Origin of the sequence: Afifella sp. IM 167 (assembly GCF_020144925.1) — a bacterium.
GTDB lineage: Bacteria > Pseudomonadota > Alphaproteobacteria > Rhizobiales > Afifellaceae > Afifella.
In genome coordinates, this window is the sequence record NZ_NSLC01000002.1 from 235,845 (window position 1) to 251,719 (window position 15,875).

Sequence of the window (15,875 nt, forward strand, 5' to 3'; positions counted from 1 at the left end):
TCCGCCTTCATTTGGCGGCGGACCCTAAGGTAGCCCCTTTGGATTGTCGACATTAAACGAGCGAGTTTGTGCGGAGAAGTTGAACACCGCCCTCGCCACCCCGTGCTAGTCCGCGCTGACGGCGTCCCATTCGCCTTGGCCGGGAATGGCCTCCTTGAGGAAGTCCACGAAAGCCCGCACTTTGGGCGAGAGGTGCCGGCTCGGCACGTAGACGAGCGAAACGCTCGGGCCGATGCCGGTGTAGCCGTCGAGGATGCAGCGCACCGCGCCGGAGCGGATCGCCTCGCCGGCGATGAAGGTGCTCATCATGGCGATGCCCATGCCGGAGATGGCCGCCTTCAGCAGCGATTCGGCATTGTTTATATTGAGCCGGCCGGAAACGGCCTTGCTGAAACGCTCGCCGTCTCTCATGAAATTCCACTCGCGATAGCGCCCGGTGTGCATCTGCACGTAGGCGAGGCAGTGATGCCGGTCGAGATCGTCCGGCGTCTCCGGCTCGCCATACCGGGCAAGATAATCCGGCGAGGCGCAGGCGACGAAGCGCAGATCGCAGAGCTTGCGCGCGACGAGCGTGGTGTCGGCGAGCTCGCCGATATGCACGGCCGCGTCGATGCCTTCATAGGCGAGGTCGACGCTGCGGTCGCTGAGCTCGGCATCGACGACGAGCTCCGGATATCGCTCCACGAAGCCGGTGAGGGCGGGAACGACGACACGCTGGCCGAAGCCGACCGGCATATGCACACGCAGCCGCCCCCGCGGCGAGGCATTGGCCCGGTCGAGCCCGTTCTCGGCCTCCTCGATCTGGGCGAGAATCTGCTGGCAGTGCTGGAAGAAGCTGGCGCCGTCGTTGGTGAGGCCGACCGAACGCGTGGTGCGGTGCAGGAGCCGCACATGCAGTTCCTCTTCGAGGCGCGTGATGGCCTTGCTGACAGCGGAAGCGGTGAGCCCGAGCCGCTTCGCGGCGGCGGTGAAGCTGCGGGTCTCGGCGACGCGCACGAAGACGCGCAGGGCGTTGAGGTTTTCCATCAGGGCTCGATCGGATGCGTCATTGATGAACTCAGATCAATAGTATTGTGAAGTTCGCATGATTGATCAACTTTGAATGTCTAATTACGTTGGTCGACAGTCAACAGGGGCGGTCAAGACCCCTCGCTTCACGGATCTGCAAATCCGGGAGCTTATCGACCAGGGAGAGACATCCAGATGACGGCAGGCCGGCGCCCTTGCGGGGCAGCCCCTTCCTTTCCTTCCACCGCCAGCGCGCGGCCGCCCTCATGCGGCGGCGTTGGCGCGCCGATGTCGGTCTGAGAAGGCCGTGGACGCCATCCCTTCGCTCCCGCTCACCCGCGCGCTCGGCCGTTTCGTATCCACGCTCCGCTTTGAGGATCTGCCGAACGAGGTCGTCGAAGCGGTCGAGTGGCGCGTGCTCGATCTCCTCGGCGCCTCGGCCGCCGGCATTCTCGCCGGCAACCATGAAGGGCTCCTGGCGCTTCTGGCCGGCGAGGGCCCGGTGCCCATCTGGGGCACGCCGGAGCATCGCACGGCCCGCGATGCCGCAATCATCAACGCCGCCGTCTCGCATTCGACCTATTTCGAGGACGGCTCGCGCTATACCGGCGGCCATCCTTCCTCCGCGCTCATTCCGGCGGCGCTCGCCGAGGCCTTCGCCCGAAAGGGCGACGGCCGCCGCGCCGTGACGGCGATTGCGGCCGGCTACGAGGTCTTCCTTCGCCTCGGCCGTGCCATCTATCCCTCCTGCGTGCGTCGCGGCTTCCAGAGCACGGCGATCCTCGCGGCGCCGGCGACGGCGGCGGCCTGTGCCGTCTTGCACGGCCTTTCCGAAGAGCGCGCGAGCCATGCGATCGCCATCGCCTGCAGCCACGGGGCGGGGCTGAAGGAAGCGCTGAAGGCGGCCGACAGCCAGCCGCTGCAGGTGGGGCGCAGCAGCGAAGGCGGCCTGTTGGCGGCGCGCTTTGCCGCCGCCGGCGCGACCGGTGCGCCGCTCGCGCTGGAGAACGGCTACCTGCGCGGCTTTGCCGACGACGCCCGCCTGGAAGGCATCGCCACGGACCTCGGCACAGCCTGGCATATCGGCGAGACCTATCTGAAGATCCACGGCGGCTGCCGCGGCAACCACGCCCCTGTCGATGCGGCCGCCGAGCTGGCCAGCTCCCATGGCCTTGCTCCGGGCGACATCGAGCACATCGCGGTCGCCGTCGATACCATCACCCGGGCCGCTGCCATCGAGGAGCCGAAGGACGGCGACCAGGCGCAGTTCTCCATCGGCTTTTCCATTGCGGCAAGACTGGTGACGGGCGATGCCATGCCCGCCCGCTACACCGACGCGCTTCTCGCCGAGCCGGCGATCAGGGATCTGATGGCGCGCACCACTGTCGTGGCCGACGCCGCCCTCGACGAAGGATATCCGGACCGGCGCCCGGCGCTCGTGACGTTTGTCCTGCGCGACGGCCGCCGGCTGGAGGCTTTCCTCCACCACGCCCGTGGCGAGCCCGAGAACCCGGTCGGCCCGGCCGACCTTGAGAAGAAGTTCATGCGCCTGGCGGAGGCCGTCTACGGACCGGCGGCCGCCGAAATCCGCGACACCGCCCTCTCGCTTGCGAGCCTGCCTTCGCTGGCATCCTTCACCGCGCTTCTGTCGTCCGCGCCCGCAGCGTCACCTGTACCGGCCTGATCTGGAAAGTCTGCCTGATGAGTAGTACCGCCCCCCTGCCTCACTACGAGGTCTACGCCATCCGCTACGCGACGCGCCCGGCGCGGCGAACGGACAATTTCATCGGCGGCGATCCGCACGACGGACCGATGCCGATGGATTATTTCGTTTGGCTGATCCGCGGCGATGATCGCGAATTCGTGGTCGATGTCGGCTTCGGCCACGAGGTCGCCGGCAAGCGCGACCGCAAGCTGCAGCGGACCGTGGCCGAAGGCCTGGCGCTGATGGGCGTCGAGGTCGCCAAGGTGAAGGACGTCATCCTCACCCACATGCATTACGACCATGTCGGCACTTTCGATACCTTCGCCGAGGCGCAGTTCCATCTCCAGGACGATGAGATGGCCTACGCCACCGGCCGCTATATGCGGCACGCGCATCTCAACCATCCCTACGAGGTCGACGAAGTCACCGGCATGGTGCGGCTCGTCTACGAACGGCGCGTCACCTTCCACAGGGGAGAGGCGGAACTCGCCCCCGGAATCACCGTCCACCGCGTCGGCGGCCATGCCGACGGCCTGCAATGCGTGCGCGTCTCCACAAGGCGCGGCTGGGTCGTCCTCGCCTCCGACGTCAGCCATTACTACGAGCATTTCGAACAGCGCCGCCTCTTCGCGACGATGTTCAACCTCGGCGATGCGCTCGAAGGCTACGACACGCTCGAGCAGCTCGCCGACAGCAGGCGCCACATCGTCCCCGGCCACGATCCGCTGGTGATGGAGCGCTATCCCCCCGCATCGCCCGAGCTTGAGGGCATCGTCGCGCGCCTCGACGCCGAGCCCACCTACTGACCGCCAGAACCGGCCGCCAAACCCAGCCCTTTTCGAACAGAGACATGGAACACAATGCCTGAGACCATCGCCGAGACGCTCGCCGCCCATTTCGATGCTTTTCGCTACGACAAGCTGCCGGACGAAACGCTGAAGGCCGTGAAGCGCCTCCTCCTCGACTACCTCGGCGTGGCCGTGGCCGGCAGCCAGACCGCGAGCGGCAAGGCGGCGCGGACCTTCGCGCAATCGGCCGGCGGCAACGAGGAAGCGACGCTCGTCGGTGACACCAAACGCATTCCCGCGCCGCTTGCGGCCTTTGCGAACGCCATATCCTCCCACAGCGTCGAGCTCGACGACATCGATGTCCTGGCGCTGTTCCACTTCAGCCCGCCGGTCTATTCGGCAGCCCTCGCCACGGCCGAGAGCCAGGGACGAAGCGGCAAGGACCTTCTCACGGCGCTCGCCGCCGGCTGCGAGATGATGGAGCGGGCGAGCAAGGCCGCCAACAACTCGCTGCGCAACCGCGGCTATCACACCACGCCGACCTGCGGCGGCTTCGGCGCCACCGTCGCCTCGGCGCTGCTTCTCGGCCTGAAGCCGGAGGAGATCGTGAGCGCCCTCGGCATGGCCGGCGCCCAGGCCGGCGGCCTGATGGAGATGTACGGCCCCTCGATGCAAAAGCGCTTCAATCCGGGACCGGCCGCCCGCGACGGCGTCACCTCGGCCCTCATGGCGAAATACGGCTTCACCGGCGCGGCGACGATTTTCGAGGGCGAGCGCGGCTTCCTCGCCGCCTTCACCGATGAAAACGATCCGTCCCAGCTGACCGCCGATTTGTCGAAGCCCTACCAGCTCGATATCGAGTTCAAGCCGTATTCCTGCGCCCGCCCGATCCACAACGCCATCGATTGCGCGCTGGAGATCCGCCGCCGCGACAACCCTGATCTCGACCGGGTCGTGGGCATCAGCATGGCGCGCCACCCCGACTGGGCCCACTACCATCAGAACCCCAAGCCGCGGACCTACCACGAAGCGCAGATGAGCCTGCCTTATTCGGTCGCCGTGGCGCTGACCGACGGCCAGGCGCTCTTCGCCCAGTACAACAATGCCCGTCTCGGCGAGCCGATGCTGCGCAAGCTTTCCGAGATGGTGGACTTCGTGCCCGATGCGAGCCTGCCGCGCGGCGTTTCCTGCAGGATGACGCTGACCCTCGACGATGGCACCGAATATGTCTCGCAGGTCGATTACCCGAAAGGCTCCATCCAGAACCCGATGTCGGACGAGGAACTGCGGGCGAAGTTCGACAGCCTCACCGTCCCGGTGCTGGGTGCCGCCCGTTCCGCCGAGGTCGCCGACAAGATCGCCGCGGTCGAGGAGCTTGGCGATGTTGGCGAGCTGATGCGGCTTCTCTCGCTCGGCGCCGATGCGGCAACGACAAAAGCCAATGCGCCCGCCTGAGATGGATTCCACCCCAATCTCCGCAACCAGCCCGGCCGCCCCTCGCGGGGCGGCATCGTGAGGAGCGTCGATGTCTGAGAGGATCGCCGTCATCGGCCTCGGACAGATGGGCTCGGCTGTGGCCGCCCATTTGAAGGACGACGGCTTTGATGTGATGGGGTGGGACATCGCCGCCCCGGTGCGCGAGCGCGCCGCCGCCGACGGCATTGCGGTCGCCGGCTCGGCGCGCGAGGCGCTCGCCGGCCGTCCGCGGGTGTTGACCAGCCTCACCAACGCGGATGCCGTGCGTTCCGCCTGGCTCGGCGAGGATGGCATCGTGGCCCATGCTGCCGAGGGCGCGATACTGATGGAGCTCTCCACCATCGAGCCGGCGGCGATGCGCGATATCGCCGCCGCCGCGCAGGAGCGCGGCCTCATCGCTCTCGACTGCCCGGTGAGCGGCGGCCCGATCGAGGCGCGAAGCGGCAAGCTTATCATGATGGCGGGCGGTGACGCAGCTGCGATCGAACGGGCGATGCCGGTGCTCCAGTCGCTCGGCGCCACAGTGCGCCACACCGGCGATGTCGGCACCGCCAAGGTGGTGAAGATCGTCAACAACATGATGGCGATGGGTAACCTGCTCATCGCCTCGGAAGCCTTCGCGCTCGGCGTCAAGGCCGGCGTGGAGCCGGACAAGCTCTTCGAGGTCCTCGCCGAAAGCGGCGGGCGCTCGCAGACCTTCACGAAGCGCTTCCCGCATGCGCTGAAGAACGATTTCGAGCCGCGCTTCAAGCTGGAGCTCGCGGCGAAGGACCTCGCGCTCGGCGACGATCTCGCCCGCGCCGAGGGCATGCCGGCCCCGGCCGCCGCCCTCGTCAAGGAGATGTTCAATCTGGCGCTGGCAGAAGGCTTCCGCGGCAAGGACGCCGTGGCGCTCCTCGCCATGTACCAGCGCTGGGCCGAACACGCGGCCGTCGCCGTACCGGCCGCAAGCGATCAAGAGAACGGAAGAAAGCCATGACGAAACATGCCGTCATCACCGGCGCGGCCTCGGGCATCGGGGCCGATTGCTGCCGCGATCTCCTCTCCCGCGGCTGGACGGTGCACGGGCTCGATCTGGACGCGGAAGGCCTCAAAGCCGTCGCGGAAGCCGGCTCGGCGGGCAAGGGCCGTTTCATCGCCCATCCCTGCGATGTCGCCAAGACCGAGGCCGTCGAAGCCGCCTTTGCAGAGGTCGCGAAAGAGAGCCCGGCTCTCGACGCGCTGATCTGCTCGGCCGGCATTTTCCGCACCGGCCCGGTCCTCACCATGAGCGAGGCCGATTACGATGCGCTCTTTGCCATCAACACCAAGGGCGCATGGCTTGCCGCGCGTTCGGCGCTGCCGCTCCTGCGCAAGGCCGCGACGAAGGAAGCACCCGCCCGGGTCGTGCTGGTCTCCTCGGCGGCCGCCATCCGCCCGAAGATCGGTGGCGGCGCCTATGCCGCCTCCAAGGTGGCGCTGACCTATCTCGCCCGCGTCATGGCATCGGAGCTCGCGGGCGAATCCATCCTGGTGAACGCCATCGCGCCGGCCTCCGTCGACACGCCGCTGACGCAGAAACTGGCCACCGACAAGAACTACAAGGTCTCCGGTGCCTCGCCCCTCGGACGAGTGGCGTTTCCGCCGGACGTCACCGCGGTCATCCGCTTTCTGCTCAGCGACGACGCCAGCTACATCGCCGGTGCCGTCCTGCCGATCGACGGCGCCACCACCGCTGCCTTCCGGCCCGGCTGATGTCGATCGTCAGCCGAGCCACCCCAAACGGCGATACGCCGAAAAGACGGCCTCGCCGTCATAAACACCACTGAGAGGAGATACCCATGTGGAAGAAGATGTTCATGGCCGCGCTGATGTGCTCGGCCGCAACAGCCGCACAGGCCCAGGAAGAGCTCAATATGGGCGCCGTCGTCACGCTATCCGGCCCGGGCGCGGCCTGGGGGCAGGGCATGCTCTACGCCGAGCAGATGGCTGCCGAGGACGTCAACAAGGATGGCGGCCTGGAGGTCGGCGGCAAGAAGTACAAGATCAACGTCACCGCCTATGACGACAAGTACAAGGCGAACGAGGCCGTCACCGCCGCCAACCGCATCGTCTTCGAAGACGGCGTGAAGTACATCATCGGCACCACCGGCTCCGCTCCCGCTCTCGCCATCCAGCCGATCACCGAGAAGAACGGCGTCATCATCATGATGCTCGCCTTCACGGACAAGGCGCTGTCCCCGGACAAGCCGTATTCCTTCCGCCCCGTCCTGACGACGGTGGAGACGGCGACGCCGATGATCAAATGGCTCGCCCAGGAAAAGGGCGTGAAGCGCGTCGGCGGGCTCTTCGTCAACGACGAATCCGGCCAGCAGCAGCACGAATGGCTGAGCAAGGCCTACGAGGCCGCCGGCATCCCGCTGCACGCGACGGAATCCTTCGAGCGCGACCGTGTCGACATGGTGCCTCTGATCACCCGGCTGATGGCGCAGAACATCGACGCGATCGACCTCAACGGCATATCGCCCTCAACCGCCGGCCTGATCGCCAAGCAGGCCCGCGAGATGGGCTTCACCGGGCTTCTCGTCCGCAGCGGCGGCCCGGCCACGGAAGAGATCGTCAACGTCGCCGGTGCCGAGACCGTCGAGGGCATGCTCGTCTACACGCAGATCGACCCGTCCAACGAGGAAGTCGCCGCGTATGCCAAGCGCTACCAGGACACCTACGGCAAGGCCATGAACGGCTTCAGCCCGTCCTTCTACGACGGCACGCACATGCTCTTCCAGGCGATGCAGGATGCCGGCACCGTGACGGACGTCGACAAGGTCCGCGTCGCCCTGGAGAACATCAAGGACTACGATGGTATCCTCGGCACGCTCAACTGGACGGGCAAGGACACCTACGGCATCGACCACCAGATCGACGCGCCCTTCTTCGTCTCTGAGGTGAAGGACGGCAAGGAAGTCATCCGGGCGAAGTGCACCGTCGATTCCTGTCAGTGATCCAACCCTCCTAGGATGGTATCGTGAACCTCCAATTCCTCCTCGGCCAGGCGCTCACCAACGGGCTCGTCATCGGGTTGCTGTACCTGCTGATGGCCATTGGCTTTACGCTCGTTTTCGGCGTGATGCGCATCGCCAACTTCGCCCACGGTGAGTTCTACATGCTGGGCGCCTTCGTGGCGTTCATCACCGTGAAATGGCTCGGTCTGCCTTACATCGCCTCGGTGCTGGCGGCCTTTGCTCTGGCGCTGGTGCTCGGCTGGCTGATCGAGGTGGTCGTTCTCAAGCCATTCCGCGGCGATGAGCTCAACGGGCTCATCGCCACCCTCGGGCTCGGCATGATCATTCAGAACCTCGCTCTGATCTCCTTCGGCCCGGATCCGCAGTCGATGCCGGCGACGGTCACCGGCGTCTTCAAGATGGGTTCGATCGTCGTCCCACTCTCGCGCCTCTACGTCGTCGCCTTCTCGGCCGCGGTCCTTGCACTGCTCTGGTTCTTCCTCATGCACACGCGCTCGGGCCGTGCCCTCAGGGCCGTGGTGGAAGACATCGAGATCGCCCGTGCCCAGGGCATCCACGCCCACATCGTCTACCCGCTCGGCTTCGGCCTCGGCGTGGCGCTGGCCGCGACGGCGGGCGCCCTGATGGCACCGGTCTTCTCCGTCTCGCCCTTCATCGGCGCCACGCCGCTCTTCAAGGCCTTCATCGTCGTCGTCCTCGGTGGCCTCGGCAGCATTCCCGGCGCGGCGCTCGCCAGCCTGCTTCTCGGCCTGGCGGAAAGCCTCGGCAGCACCTTCTTCGACGGCAGCACCGCCGACATGATGATCTTCGTGCTCGTCATCCTGGTGCTCGTCATACGGCCCTCCGGCCTCCTCGGCCGGGCGGAGAACTGATCATGAAGGAAGAGACGACCATCGCGGCGCCGGCCGGTTCCGGCGCCGACATCGAGGCCGCGGGCGGCATGGGGCCCTTGCGCTGGCTCGCGCTCATCGTGTTCGCCGGCATCGTCGCCGTGCCGCTCTTCATGACGAGCCCGTTCTATATCCATCTGGCGGTGCTGGTCTGCCTCAACGTCACCATCGCGAGCGGGCTGTTGATGCTGAGCCGCACCGGCCAGCTGTCGCTCTGCCAGGCGGCCTTCGTCGGCGTCGGCGCCTATGTCTCGGTGCTGACGGGAACGCATTTCGCCTTTCCCTTCCTGCTGAGCGCGCTCTTGGGAGCGGCCGCATCGGCCCTCGTCGCCTTCCTGCTCGGCGCCGCCATTCTGAGGCTGCGCGGCGTCTATTTCGTCCTCATCACCTTCGCCTTCGGGGAGCTCTTCCGCCTCGCCATGCTGCAGGCGGCGCCCATCACCGGCGGCGCCAACGGCATCGCCGGCATCCCGTCCGCCAGCATCTTCGGCTTCGATTTCGACACCCGAAAGGCCTTCTATTGCCTGGCGGCCGCGGTGGCGCTCGCCTCGCTCGCCTTTCTCCTGGCGCTTTTCCGCACCGCCAAGGGACATGCCATCGATGCGGCCGGCCAGAACCCGAACCTCGCCGAAGCGACCGGCATCTCCGTGCGCAACACACAGCTTTTCGCCTTTACCGTCGGCAGCGGCTTCGCCGGCCTCACCGGCGCCCTCCTGGCGAGCTACGTCGGCTACATCTCGCCGGAATCCTTCAACACGTCGGTCTCGATCGGCGTCGTCATCATGCTCGTGGTCGGCGGCCGCAACTCCGTCCTCGGGCCGCTGATCGGCTCCTTCATCATGACGCCGCTGCCGGAACTCTTCCGCGGCGCAGTGCAGTCGCAGAACATCTTCTACGGCGTGGCGCTGATCCTCATCCTGCGCTTCCTGCCCCAGGGGATCGCCGGTCTGCGCCTCTTCCGCCGCATCGAAGGGGAGCAGGTCTGATGGCGCCAGCATTGCAGGTGGAAGGGCTCTCCAAGACCTTCGGCGGCCTCAAGGCGGTCCAGGATCTCACCTTCGACGTGGAGGAGGGGGCCATCCTCGGCCTGATCGGGCCGAACGGCGCCGGCAAGAGCACGGCGTTCAATCTCATCAGCGGCAGCCAGAAGCCGACGAGCGGCAGCGTGCGGCTCGCCGGCCGTGACATCACCGGCCTGCCGCCCGACCGCGTGGTGCGCCACGGTCTTGCCCGCACCTTCCAGTCGGCCTCCGTCTACAGCGGCGCCACGGTGAAGGAGAACCTCTTCAGAGGGGCGATCTCCAACATCGACACGGCCTTCCCGGGCCAGCTCTTCCGCACCGGCGGCTATCGCCGCCGTCTCGCCGAGATCGACAAGGAGATCGAGAAGGTGCTGGAGGTCTCGGGCCTCGCGCCCTATCGCGACCGGCTGGCGGGCGAACTCGCCTACGGGCACCAGAAACGCCTCGGCGTCGCCATCGGGCTCGCCACCCGGCCGAGCGTCCTTCTGCTCGACGAGCCGGCGGCAGGCCTCAACCAGGAGGAATCCGCCGAGCTCGGACGCCTCCTGAAGACGCTGCGGCAGGAATACGGTCTCACCCTTCTCTTCGTCGAGCATCACATGGCGCTCGTCATGGAGGTGTGTGAGCGCATCGTCGTCCTCGTCCAGGGCTGCAAGATCGCGGAGGGCACGCCGGAAGAGATCCGCAACAACCCCCAAGTGGTGGAAGCCTATCTCGGAGCGCCTGATTATGCGTACGCTTGAGGTGAAGGACATGACGGTGCGCTACGGCCTCCTGGAGGCCGTGCGCAACGTCTCCTTCAAGGTCGATAAGGGCGAGATATTCGCTCTCATCGGCTCCAACGGAGCCGGCAAGAGCACCACGCTGAAGGCCCTGATGGGCCTGGAGCGGCTCGCCGAAGGCTCGCTCTGGCTCGATGGGGAGAAGGTCGACCAGACGAGCCCGGCCGAAAGGGTGGAGATGGGGATCGCCCTCTCGCCGGAGGGCCGACGGCTCTTTCCCCGCATGACGGTGTGGGAAAACCTTCAGGTCGGCGCCCACGTCGTGCGTTCCGCCGCTCTGCGCAAACAGGCGTTCGACGAGGTTTGCGCGCTCTTTCCGATCGTTGGGGAACGGCGCCGCCAGGTGGCGGGCTCTCTCTCCGGCGGCGAGCAGCAGATGGTGGCGATCGGACGGGCGCTGATGGCGCGACCGAAGATCCTGATGCTCGATGAGCCATCGCTCGGCATCGCGCCCAAGATCGTCGCCGAGATCGCTCGGGCGATCGGCAAGATCAACCGCGACACCGGCATTTCCGTCGTCCTGGTGGAACAGAATGCGACGCTGGCTTTGCAGCTGTCCAAGCACGCCTGCGTCCTGGAGCAGGGCTCCATCATCCGCTCCGGCGAGGGCCGCGAGCTCCTCAACGACCCTTTCGTAATGAAGGCCTATCTCGGCATCTGACATGGACTGATGGGGGAGGGGCGCTTTTCCCGACGTTTCGAGCGGCGGAGGGCCCGCCGCTCGCAGCGAGGCCCTAGCTTGTCCTCTCGCCAATGATCTTCAGGATCACCGGCCAGTACTGGTCGCCGTAGCCCTGGTCGATCGCCTGGCCGAGGAGTTCGGCGCCGAGAGAGGCGCCCTTCGTCGCAAGGCCGGCCTCGCGGCCCATCTCCAGGGCATAGGAAACGTCCTTCAGCATGTATTCCGTGGAGAAGACCCGCTCCGGGAAGGACTGGGGCATCACGGCGTTGAAGCCGTGAGCCCGCAACGCGAAGCTGTCGGCAGAACCCTTGGAGAAGGCCTCGAAGAGCGTCTGCGTCTCCATGCCGGAAGCATTGGCGATGGAGGCCGCCTCGCACAGGGCGACGACCGTGCCGACCACCACCATGTTGTTGAGAATCTTGACGATCTGCCCGGAGCCGACATCGCCGCAATGGGTGACGTCGGAGGCAAAGCAGGAAAGCAGCGGCTCGATGCGGGCAAAAAGCTCCGGCGTGGCGCCGACGGTGATCGCAAGGTTGCCTTCTTCGGCGGCCTTGCGCGTGCGGGCGACGGGCGCGTCGGCATAGGCGACACCCTTCTCGCCGAACTCCGCGGCGAGCGCGCGCGACAGGCTGGGCGGGCTGGTGCCGAGATCGACAAGGACCTTGCCCGACGCGGCATGGGCGAGGAGCCCATCCTCGCCGCGGCACAGAGCCTCCAGATGCCGGCCGCTCGGCAAGGACACGAAGACGATGTCGGCCTTCGTCATCACCTCGGCGGCCGAAGCCGCAGCCTTCCGCCCGGCGTCCTGCCAGCGCTGGATCGCTGCGGGGACAAGGTCGAAGGCGAGAACCGGCCGGCCGCTCTTTTCCGCAAGGTGGCCGGACATGGGCTCGCCCATCACACCGAGGCCGATGAAGCCCAGGGTCTCTTCGTTCATGGTGGCGGATACTCCTGCCTGTAGGTGCTGTCGATGAGGCGCGCTCTGGCGCCGCATGTCCGCTTCGTCGGAAGACCGGAATACGGCCTCGTGGTCGCCCGACCGGAACTTCCGGCTGGCCCTCAAATGCCCAAGAGGGCGACTTGGAGAAAGCGTTGCGGACGTTGAAAAATCCAATGCAGCGTGTCAAATGTCAACAATTGAAACGACACGAAAGCAGGGCCTGGACGGCCAGAGCCGCAAGGCCCCGCATGGCGGAGGATGGAAAGACAAATGGCTCTGAAAATCGATGGTGCGACGTTCCTCATCACCGGCGGCGCGAGCCTGATCGGCTCGCATCTGACCGATCTCCTGCTGGAGCATGGCGCCCGCGAGGTTCGCCTTCTGGAGAACTTCGCGCTCGGCACGCCCGAGACGATCGCGCACCTCCTTGGCGACGAGCGCGTCAAGCTCATCCGTGGCGACATCACCCGTCTTCCCGACCTCCTGCGGGCGAGTGAGGGCGTCGACGGGGTTTTCGCCCTTGCGGCCTTTCTCACCCTGCCGATGTCGCGCGATCCGGCGCTCGGCGCGGAGGTCAATTCGGTCGGCCTCACCAACACGCTGGAGGCCAGCCGCCATTGCGGCGTGAAGCGGGTGCTCCTGTCCTCCTCGACGGCGGTCTACGGCACCTCTGCCGATGATCCAGCCTGCGAGACGGTCGCTTTCCGCAGCGCCGGCCTGACCCCGGCCTCCATGGTCTACAGCGCCAGCAAGCTTCTCGGCGAAGGCCTCTGCGCCCTCTATCAGCGCAATTACGGCCTCGATTACAACGTCCTGCGCTTCTCCTCCGTCTATGGAGTCCGCCAGCACTGGCGGGCCGTCAACGCCAACTTCATCGCCCAGGCGCATGATTGCGTCCTCGCCGGCAAGGCGCCCGACGTTCCGGGCGACGGCTCGGAAGTGCACGACTACGTCTATGTTTCCGACTGCGCCCGCGCGCTGATGATGGCCTATGCCAGCGACAGGTCCGGCCTGACCCTCAACATCTCGACCGGCGTCGACACCACCCTCGCCGAGGTCGCGGAGGCGGTGCTGAAGGCCGCCGGGCGCACGGATCTGAAGCCGAACTTCGTCGCCGACGAGCGCGCCGTCACGTCCTTCAGCTCGCCGAAGCTCAACTTCGTCAACGACAGGGCCCGCGAGACGATTGGCTGGGAGCCGCAGGTCAGTGTCGAGGAGGGGATTGCCCGCTTCGTCGCCTGGCGCGCCGAGAAGCTGAAAGAGGCGGCCTGAAAGCCACGCCTCCCGATCCGGTTCCGCCCCGAGTGCAACGCCAAAGAAAAGCGCCCATCCTGCCGGATCGGCGCTTTTTTTTGCGGCCTCCGAACCCGGAGCGGCGTCGCTATTCCCGTTCAGGCGTGCGGCGGCACATGCAGCGCCACGGCGATCCCTTCGAGCGCCGGGCTTGCCGCCGGATAGCGTTCCATGACGCGGGGATCGTGGCCCGGAATGATATGAGCAGGCGAGGGGGCAAGCGCCGTCAGCGCCTCGAACCCCTCCATCATGTCGCCGAGATTGACGACGAGACGGAAAGGGCGCTGCGCCTCCACGTTCTCGTAGAAGTGCGACACGTCGGAGGCGACGACCACCCAGCCGCGGGCCGTATGCACGGTGACGAACTGCAATCCCGGGGAGTGCCCGCCGGCCGGATGCAGGCGAATTCCCGGCGCGATTTCGTGGGCGCCCGCATGCATGGCCATGCGCTGGTCGAAGTTGAGGCGGATGACGTCGCACACATCCTTCACCTCGAAGGGCCGGGCGAGATGTTCAAAACGCATCAGCCGACCGGTAGCGAAGTGGATTTCCCGCTCCTGCAGGTGAAAGCGCGCTTTGGGCAGGCGCCCGAGATTGCCGGCATGGTCGTTGTGCAGATGCGTGAGCACCACCTCCTCGACCTCCTGCGGCGCGATCCCGAGCGCTCCGAGGGTCTCGATCGGGCAGCGCAGGAAGGTGCGCCCGCGCTTGTCGGCCACCTCCCTGGAAAGGCCCGTATCGATGACGACGGCGCGTTGCGGGCTCACCGCCACCCAGACGAAGTAATCCATCGGCATCGGGGCGTCGTGCGGATCGCCGCCCAGGAAATGCTCCGGGCGTCGCCCGTCGCGGCTGGCGTAGCGGATGGCGTAGAGCTCGTAGCGAGGCAGATTTTCGTTCATGGCTTCTGGCGTCAGCGCGGCACGGGCGTGAGGAGATCCGGCCCGCCGGAGAAACGGCGGGCCTTAATGTGGCGGGTCAGGCCGGCAGCAGCGTGTCGTCGGGCACGTAGACGGTGCCCTCGAGGATGCGCCGCGCCGTCCGTCCGAGTGTTGCGCGGTGGACGGAGAAGCCGCCGGCGACGGGCTCCACCACCGTCTCCGTCTCGATGACGCCGGCCGGGTGGCCGATGCGCAGGGAAGGTTCGTTGCGCTGGCGCGCCACCTGGTGGACGAGCGTGCCGGGAATGCGGCTCGCAACCCCCGTGCACACCGTGCTGGTGCCGGCATAGGTCTTGTGGGTCTGCTGCATGAACTGCAGGCGCGAGACGAGGTCGACCTCATGGGCGCGCACCGTCGTGCCGGCGATGTCGTTGCGGTAATCGGCCGGTTCGCTGACCACGCCGAGGATCGGCGTCGCCGGGCTGTCCCGGCGCGACTGCGCGGCCTCGGCGATCATGCCCATGCGTTCGGCACCCGCGCCGCGGATCGCTTCCAGCCTGGCCCGCAGCGCAGTGTCCTGGTCGATCTCGGCGGCCGTTTCCGTGCCCTTGAGCCCGAGGTCGCGGGCGCGCACGAAGACATGCGCATTGCCGATATCGACGAGCGAGGCCTCGATCGACCCGATCCCCGGCACGTCGAGCCGGTCGACGGGATTGCCGGTGGGCAGCAGCGCGCCGGTGGCGGCGCCGGCCGTATCGGCGAAATCGACGGAGATGCGCGCGCCGCTGCCGGGCACGCCCGGAACGACATAATCGCCGCGCTCGGCCGGATGCCCGTCGGTGATCGGCACCTCGACGCTGAGAAGGCGGCCGAGATTGGTGTTGAAGACGGTGACGCGGGTGAGGGGCTGGCTGGGCGCCACCATGCCCTCCTCGATGGCGTAGGCGCCGACGGCCGAGGAGATGTTGCCGCACAGGCTGCGCCAGTCGATCTCCGGCGTGTCGATCTCGACCTGGCCGAACGTATAGGTGAGCTGCGCCTCGGGGCGGTCGGCCGGCGGCGGGCCGATGATGGCAAGCTTGCTGGTAAGAGGATCGGCCCCGCCGAGCCCGTCGATCTGGCGTCGGTCAGGCGAACCGAAGACGCGCAGAATGAGACGCCGGCGGGCATCCTCGTCCTGGGGAAGATCGGCTTCCTTCAGGAAGACCGCCTTGCTCGTCCCCCCGCGCATGATGACGCATTTGATCGCTTCCGCCATGTTTCGCTTCCTCCACTGGCCGCAACCTATCTGCGTCGAAATTTGAATGTCAACAATATCGAATCGAACATACCTGTCCCCGCGCGCTGTGCGGGCAGCGCTCCGGCCATAATCGCTATGAGAAGAGGCGCGACCGGTAGCCGCC

General features: G+C 66.8%; 15 protein-coding genes. 11 read left to right on the forward strand and 4 right to left on the reverse strand.

The window, feature by feature from the left end; translation table 11 throughout:
- Positions 1–105 precede the first annotated feature (105 nt).
- Positions 106–1,026: a LysR family transcriptional regulator gene (locus CLD20_RS03730; protein WP_224405254.1), complete on the reverse strand. Its 921-nt coding sequence runs from the start codon at positions 1,024–1,026 to the stop codon at positions 106–108.
- A 289-nt stretch (positions 1,027–1,315) separates the two neighbouring features.
- Between CLD20_RS03730 and CLD20_RS03735 the strand changes: the two genes are divergently transcribed.
- From CLD20_RS03735 to CLD20_RS03780, 10 genes are all read left to right on the forward strand, one after another.
- Entirely contained in the window at positions 1,316–2,692 is a 1,377-nt protein-coding gene (locus CLD20_RS03735; RefSeq protein ID WP_224405255.1) for an MmgE/PrpD family protein, read from the forward strand.
- A gap of 17 nt (positions 2,693–2,709) precedes the next feature.
- Positions 2,710–3,519 (forward strand): N-acyl homoserine lactonase family protein, encoded by an 810-nt coding sequence (locus CLD20_RS03740; RefSeq protein WP_224405256.1) that lies wholly within the window; start codon positions 2,710–2,712, stop codon positions 3,517–3,519.
- A 54-nt stretch (positions 3,520–3,573) separates the two neighbouring features.
- Complete coding sequence (locus CLD20_RS03745) at positions 3,574–4,956, forward strand: MmgE/PrpD family protein (RefSeq protein WP_224405257.1); 1,383 nt, start codon at positions 3,574–3,576, stop codon at positions 4,954–4,956.
- A gap of 70 nt (positions 4,957–5,026) precedes the next feature.
- Positions 5,027–5,956, forward strand: coding sequence for an NAD(P)-dependent oxidoreductase (locus CLD20_RS03750; RefSeq protein ID WP_224405258.1), 930 nt, complete (start codon positions 5,027–5,029; stop codon positions 5,954–5,956).
- A complete protein-coding gene (locus tag CLD20_RS03755) occupies positions 5,953–6,711 on the forward strand; it encodes an SDR family NAD(P)-dependent oxidoreductase (RefSeq protein WP_224405259.1) in 759 nt (252 codons plus the stop codon). The genes CLD20_RS03750 and CLD20_RS03755 overlap by 4 nt, the downstream gene beginning before the upstream one ends.
- 86 nt (positions 6,712–6,797) lie before the next feature.
- Positions 6,798–7,958, forward strand: coding sequence for an ABC transporter substrate-binding protein (locus CLD20_RS03760; protein ID WP_224405260.1), 1,161 nt, complete (start codon positions 6,798–6,800; stop codon positions 7,956–7,958).
- A gap of 23 nt (positions 7,959–7,981) precedes the next feature.
- Entirely contained in the window at positions 7,982–8,851 is an 870-nt protein-coding gene (locus tag CLD20_RS03765; RefSeq protein WP_224405261.1) for a branched-chain amino acid ABC transporter permease, read from the forward strand.
- Between the two features lie 2 nt (positions 8,852–8,853).
- Positions 8,854–9,855, forward strand: coding sequence for a branched-chain amino acid ABC transporter permease (locus CLD20_RS03770; RefSeq protein ID WP_224405262.1), 1,002 nt, complete (start codon positions 8,854–8,856; stop codon positions 9,853–9,855).
- On the forward strand, positions 9,855–10,634 hold the full coding sequence (locus tag CLD20_RS03775) for an ABC transporter ATP-binding protein (protein ID WP_224405263.1): 780 nt from the start codon (positions 9,855–9,857) through the stop codon (positions 10,632–10,634). The genes CLD20_RS03770 and CLD20_RS03775 overlap by 1 nt, the downstream gene beginning before the upstream one ends.
- Complete coding sequence (locus CLD20_RS03780) at positions 10,621–11,334, forward strand: ABC transporter ATP-binding protein (RefSeq protein WP_224405264.1); 714 nt, start codon at positions 10,621–10,623, stop codon at positions 11,332–11,334. Before CLD20_RS03775 ends, CLD20_RS03780 begins: the two co-directional genes overlap by 14 nt.
- A 73-nt stretch (positions 11,335–11,407) precedes the next feature.
- On the opposite strand, the gene CLD20_RS03785 is transcribed toward CLD20_RS03780, so the two are convergent.
- Positions 11,408–12,352, reverse strand: a complete 945-nt coding sequence (locus CLD20_RS03785) for an NAD(P)-dependent oxidoreductase (RefSeq protein WP_224405265.1) — start codon at positions 12,350–12,352, stop codon at positions 11,408–11,410.
- Positions 12,353–12,568: 216 nt separating this feature from the next.
- Between CLD20_RS03785 and CLD20_RS03790 the strand changes: the two genes are divergently transcribed.
- Positions 12,569–13,570: an NAD-dependent epimerase/dehydratase family protein gene (locus CLD20_RS03790; protein ID WP_224405266.1), complete on the forward strand. Its 1,002-nt coding sequence runs from the start codon at positions 12,569–12,571 to the stop codon at positions 13,568–13,570.
- A gap of 119 nt (positions 13,571–13,689) precedes the next feature.
- On the opposite strand, the gene CLD20_RS03795 is transcribed toward CLD20_RS03790, so the two are convergent.
- Together CLD20_RS03795 and CLD20_RS03800 are read right to left on the reverse strand one after the other, a co-directional pair.
- Positions 13,690–14,493 (reverse strand): N-acyl homoserine lactonase family protein, encoded by an 804-nt coding sequence (locus tag CLD20_RS03795; protein WP_224405267.1) that lies wholly within the window; start codon positions 14,491–14,493, stop codon positions 13,690–13,692.
- A gap of 76 nt (positions 14,494–14,569) precedes the next feature.
- Positions 14,570–15,730 (reverse strand): 2-methylaconitate cis-trans isomerase PrpF family protein, encoded by a 1,161-nt coding sequence (locus tag CLD20_RS03800; protein WP_224405268.1) that lies wholly within the window; start codon positions 15,728–15,730, stop codon positions 14,570–14,572.
- Positions 15,731–15,875: the final 145 nt, after the last annotated feature.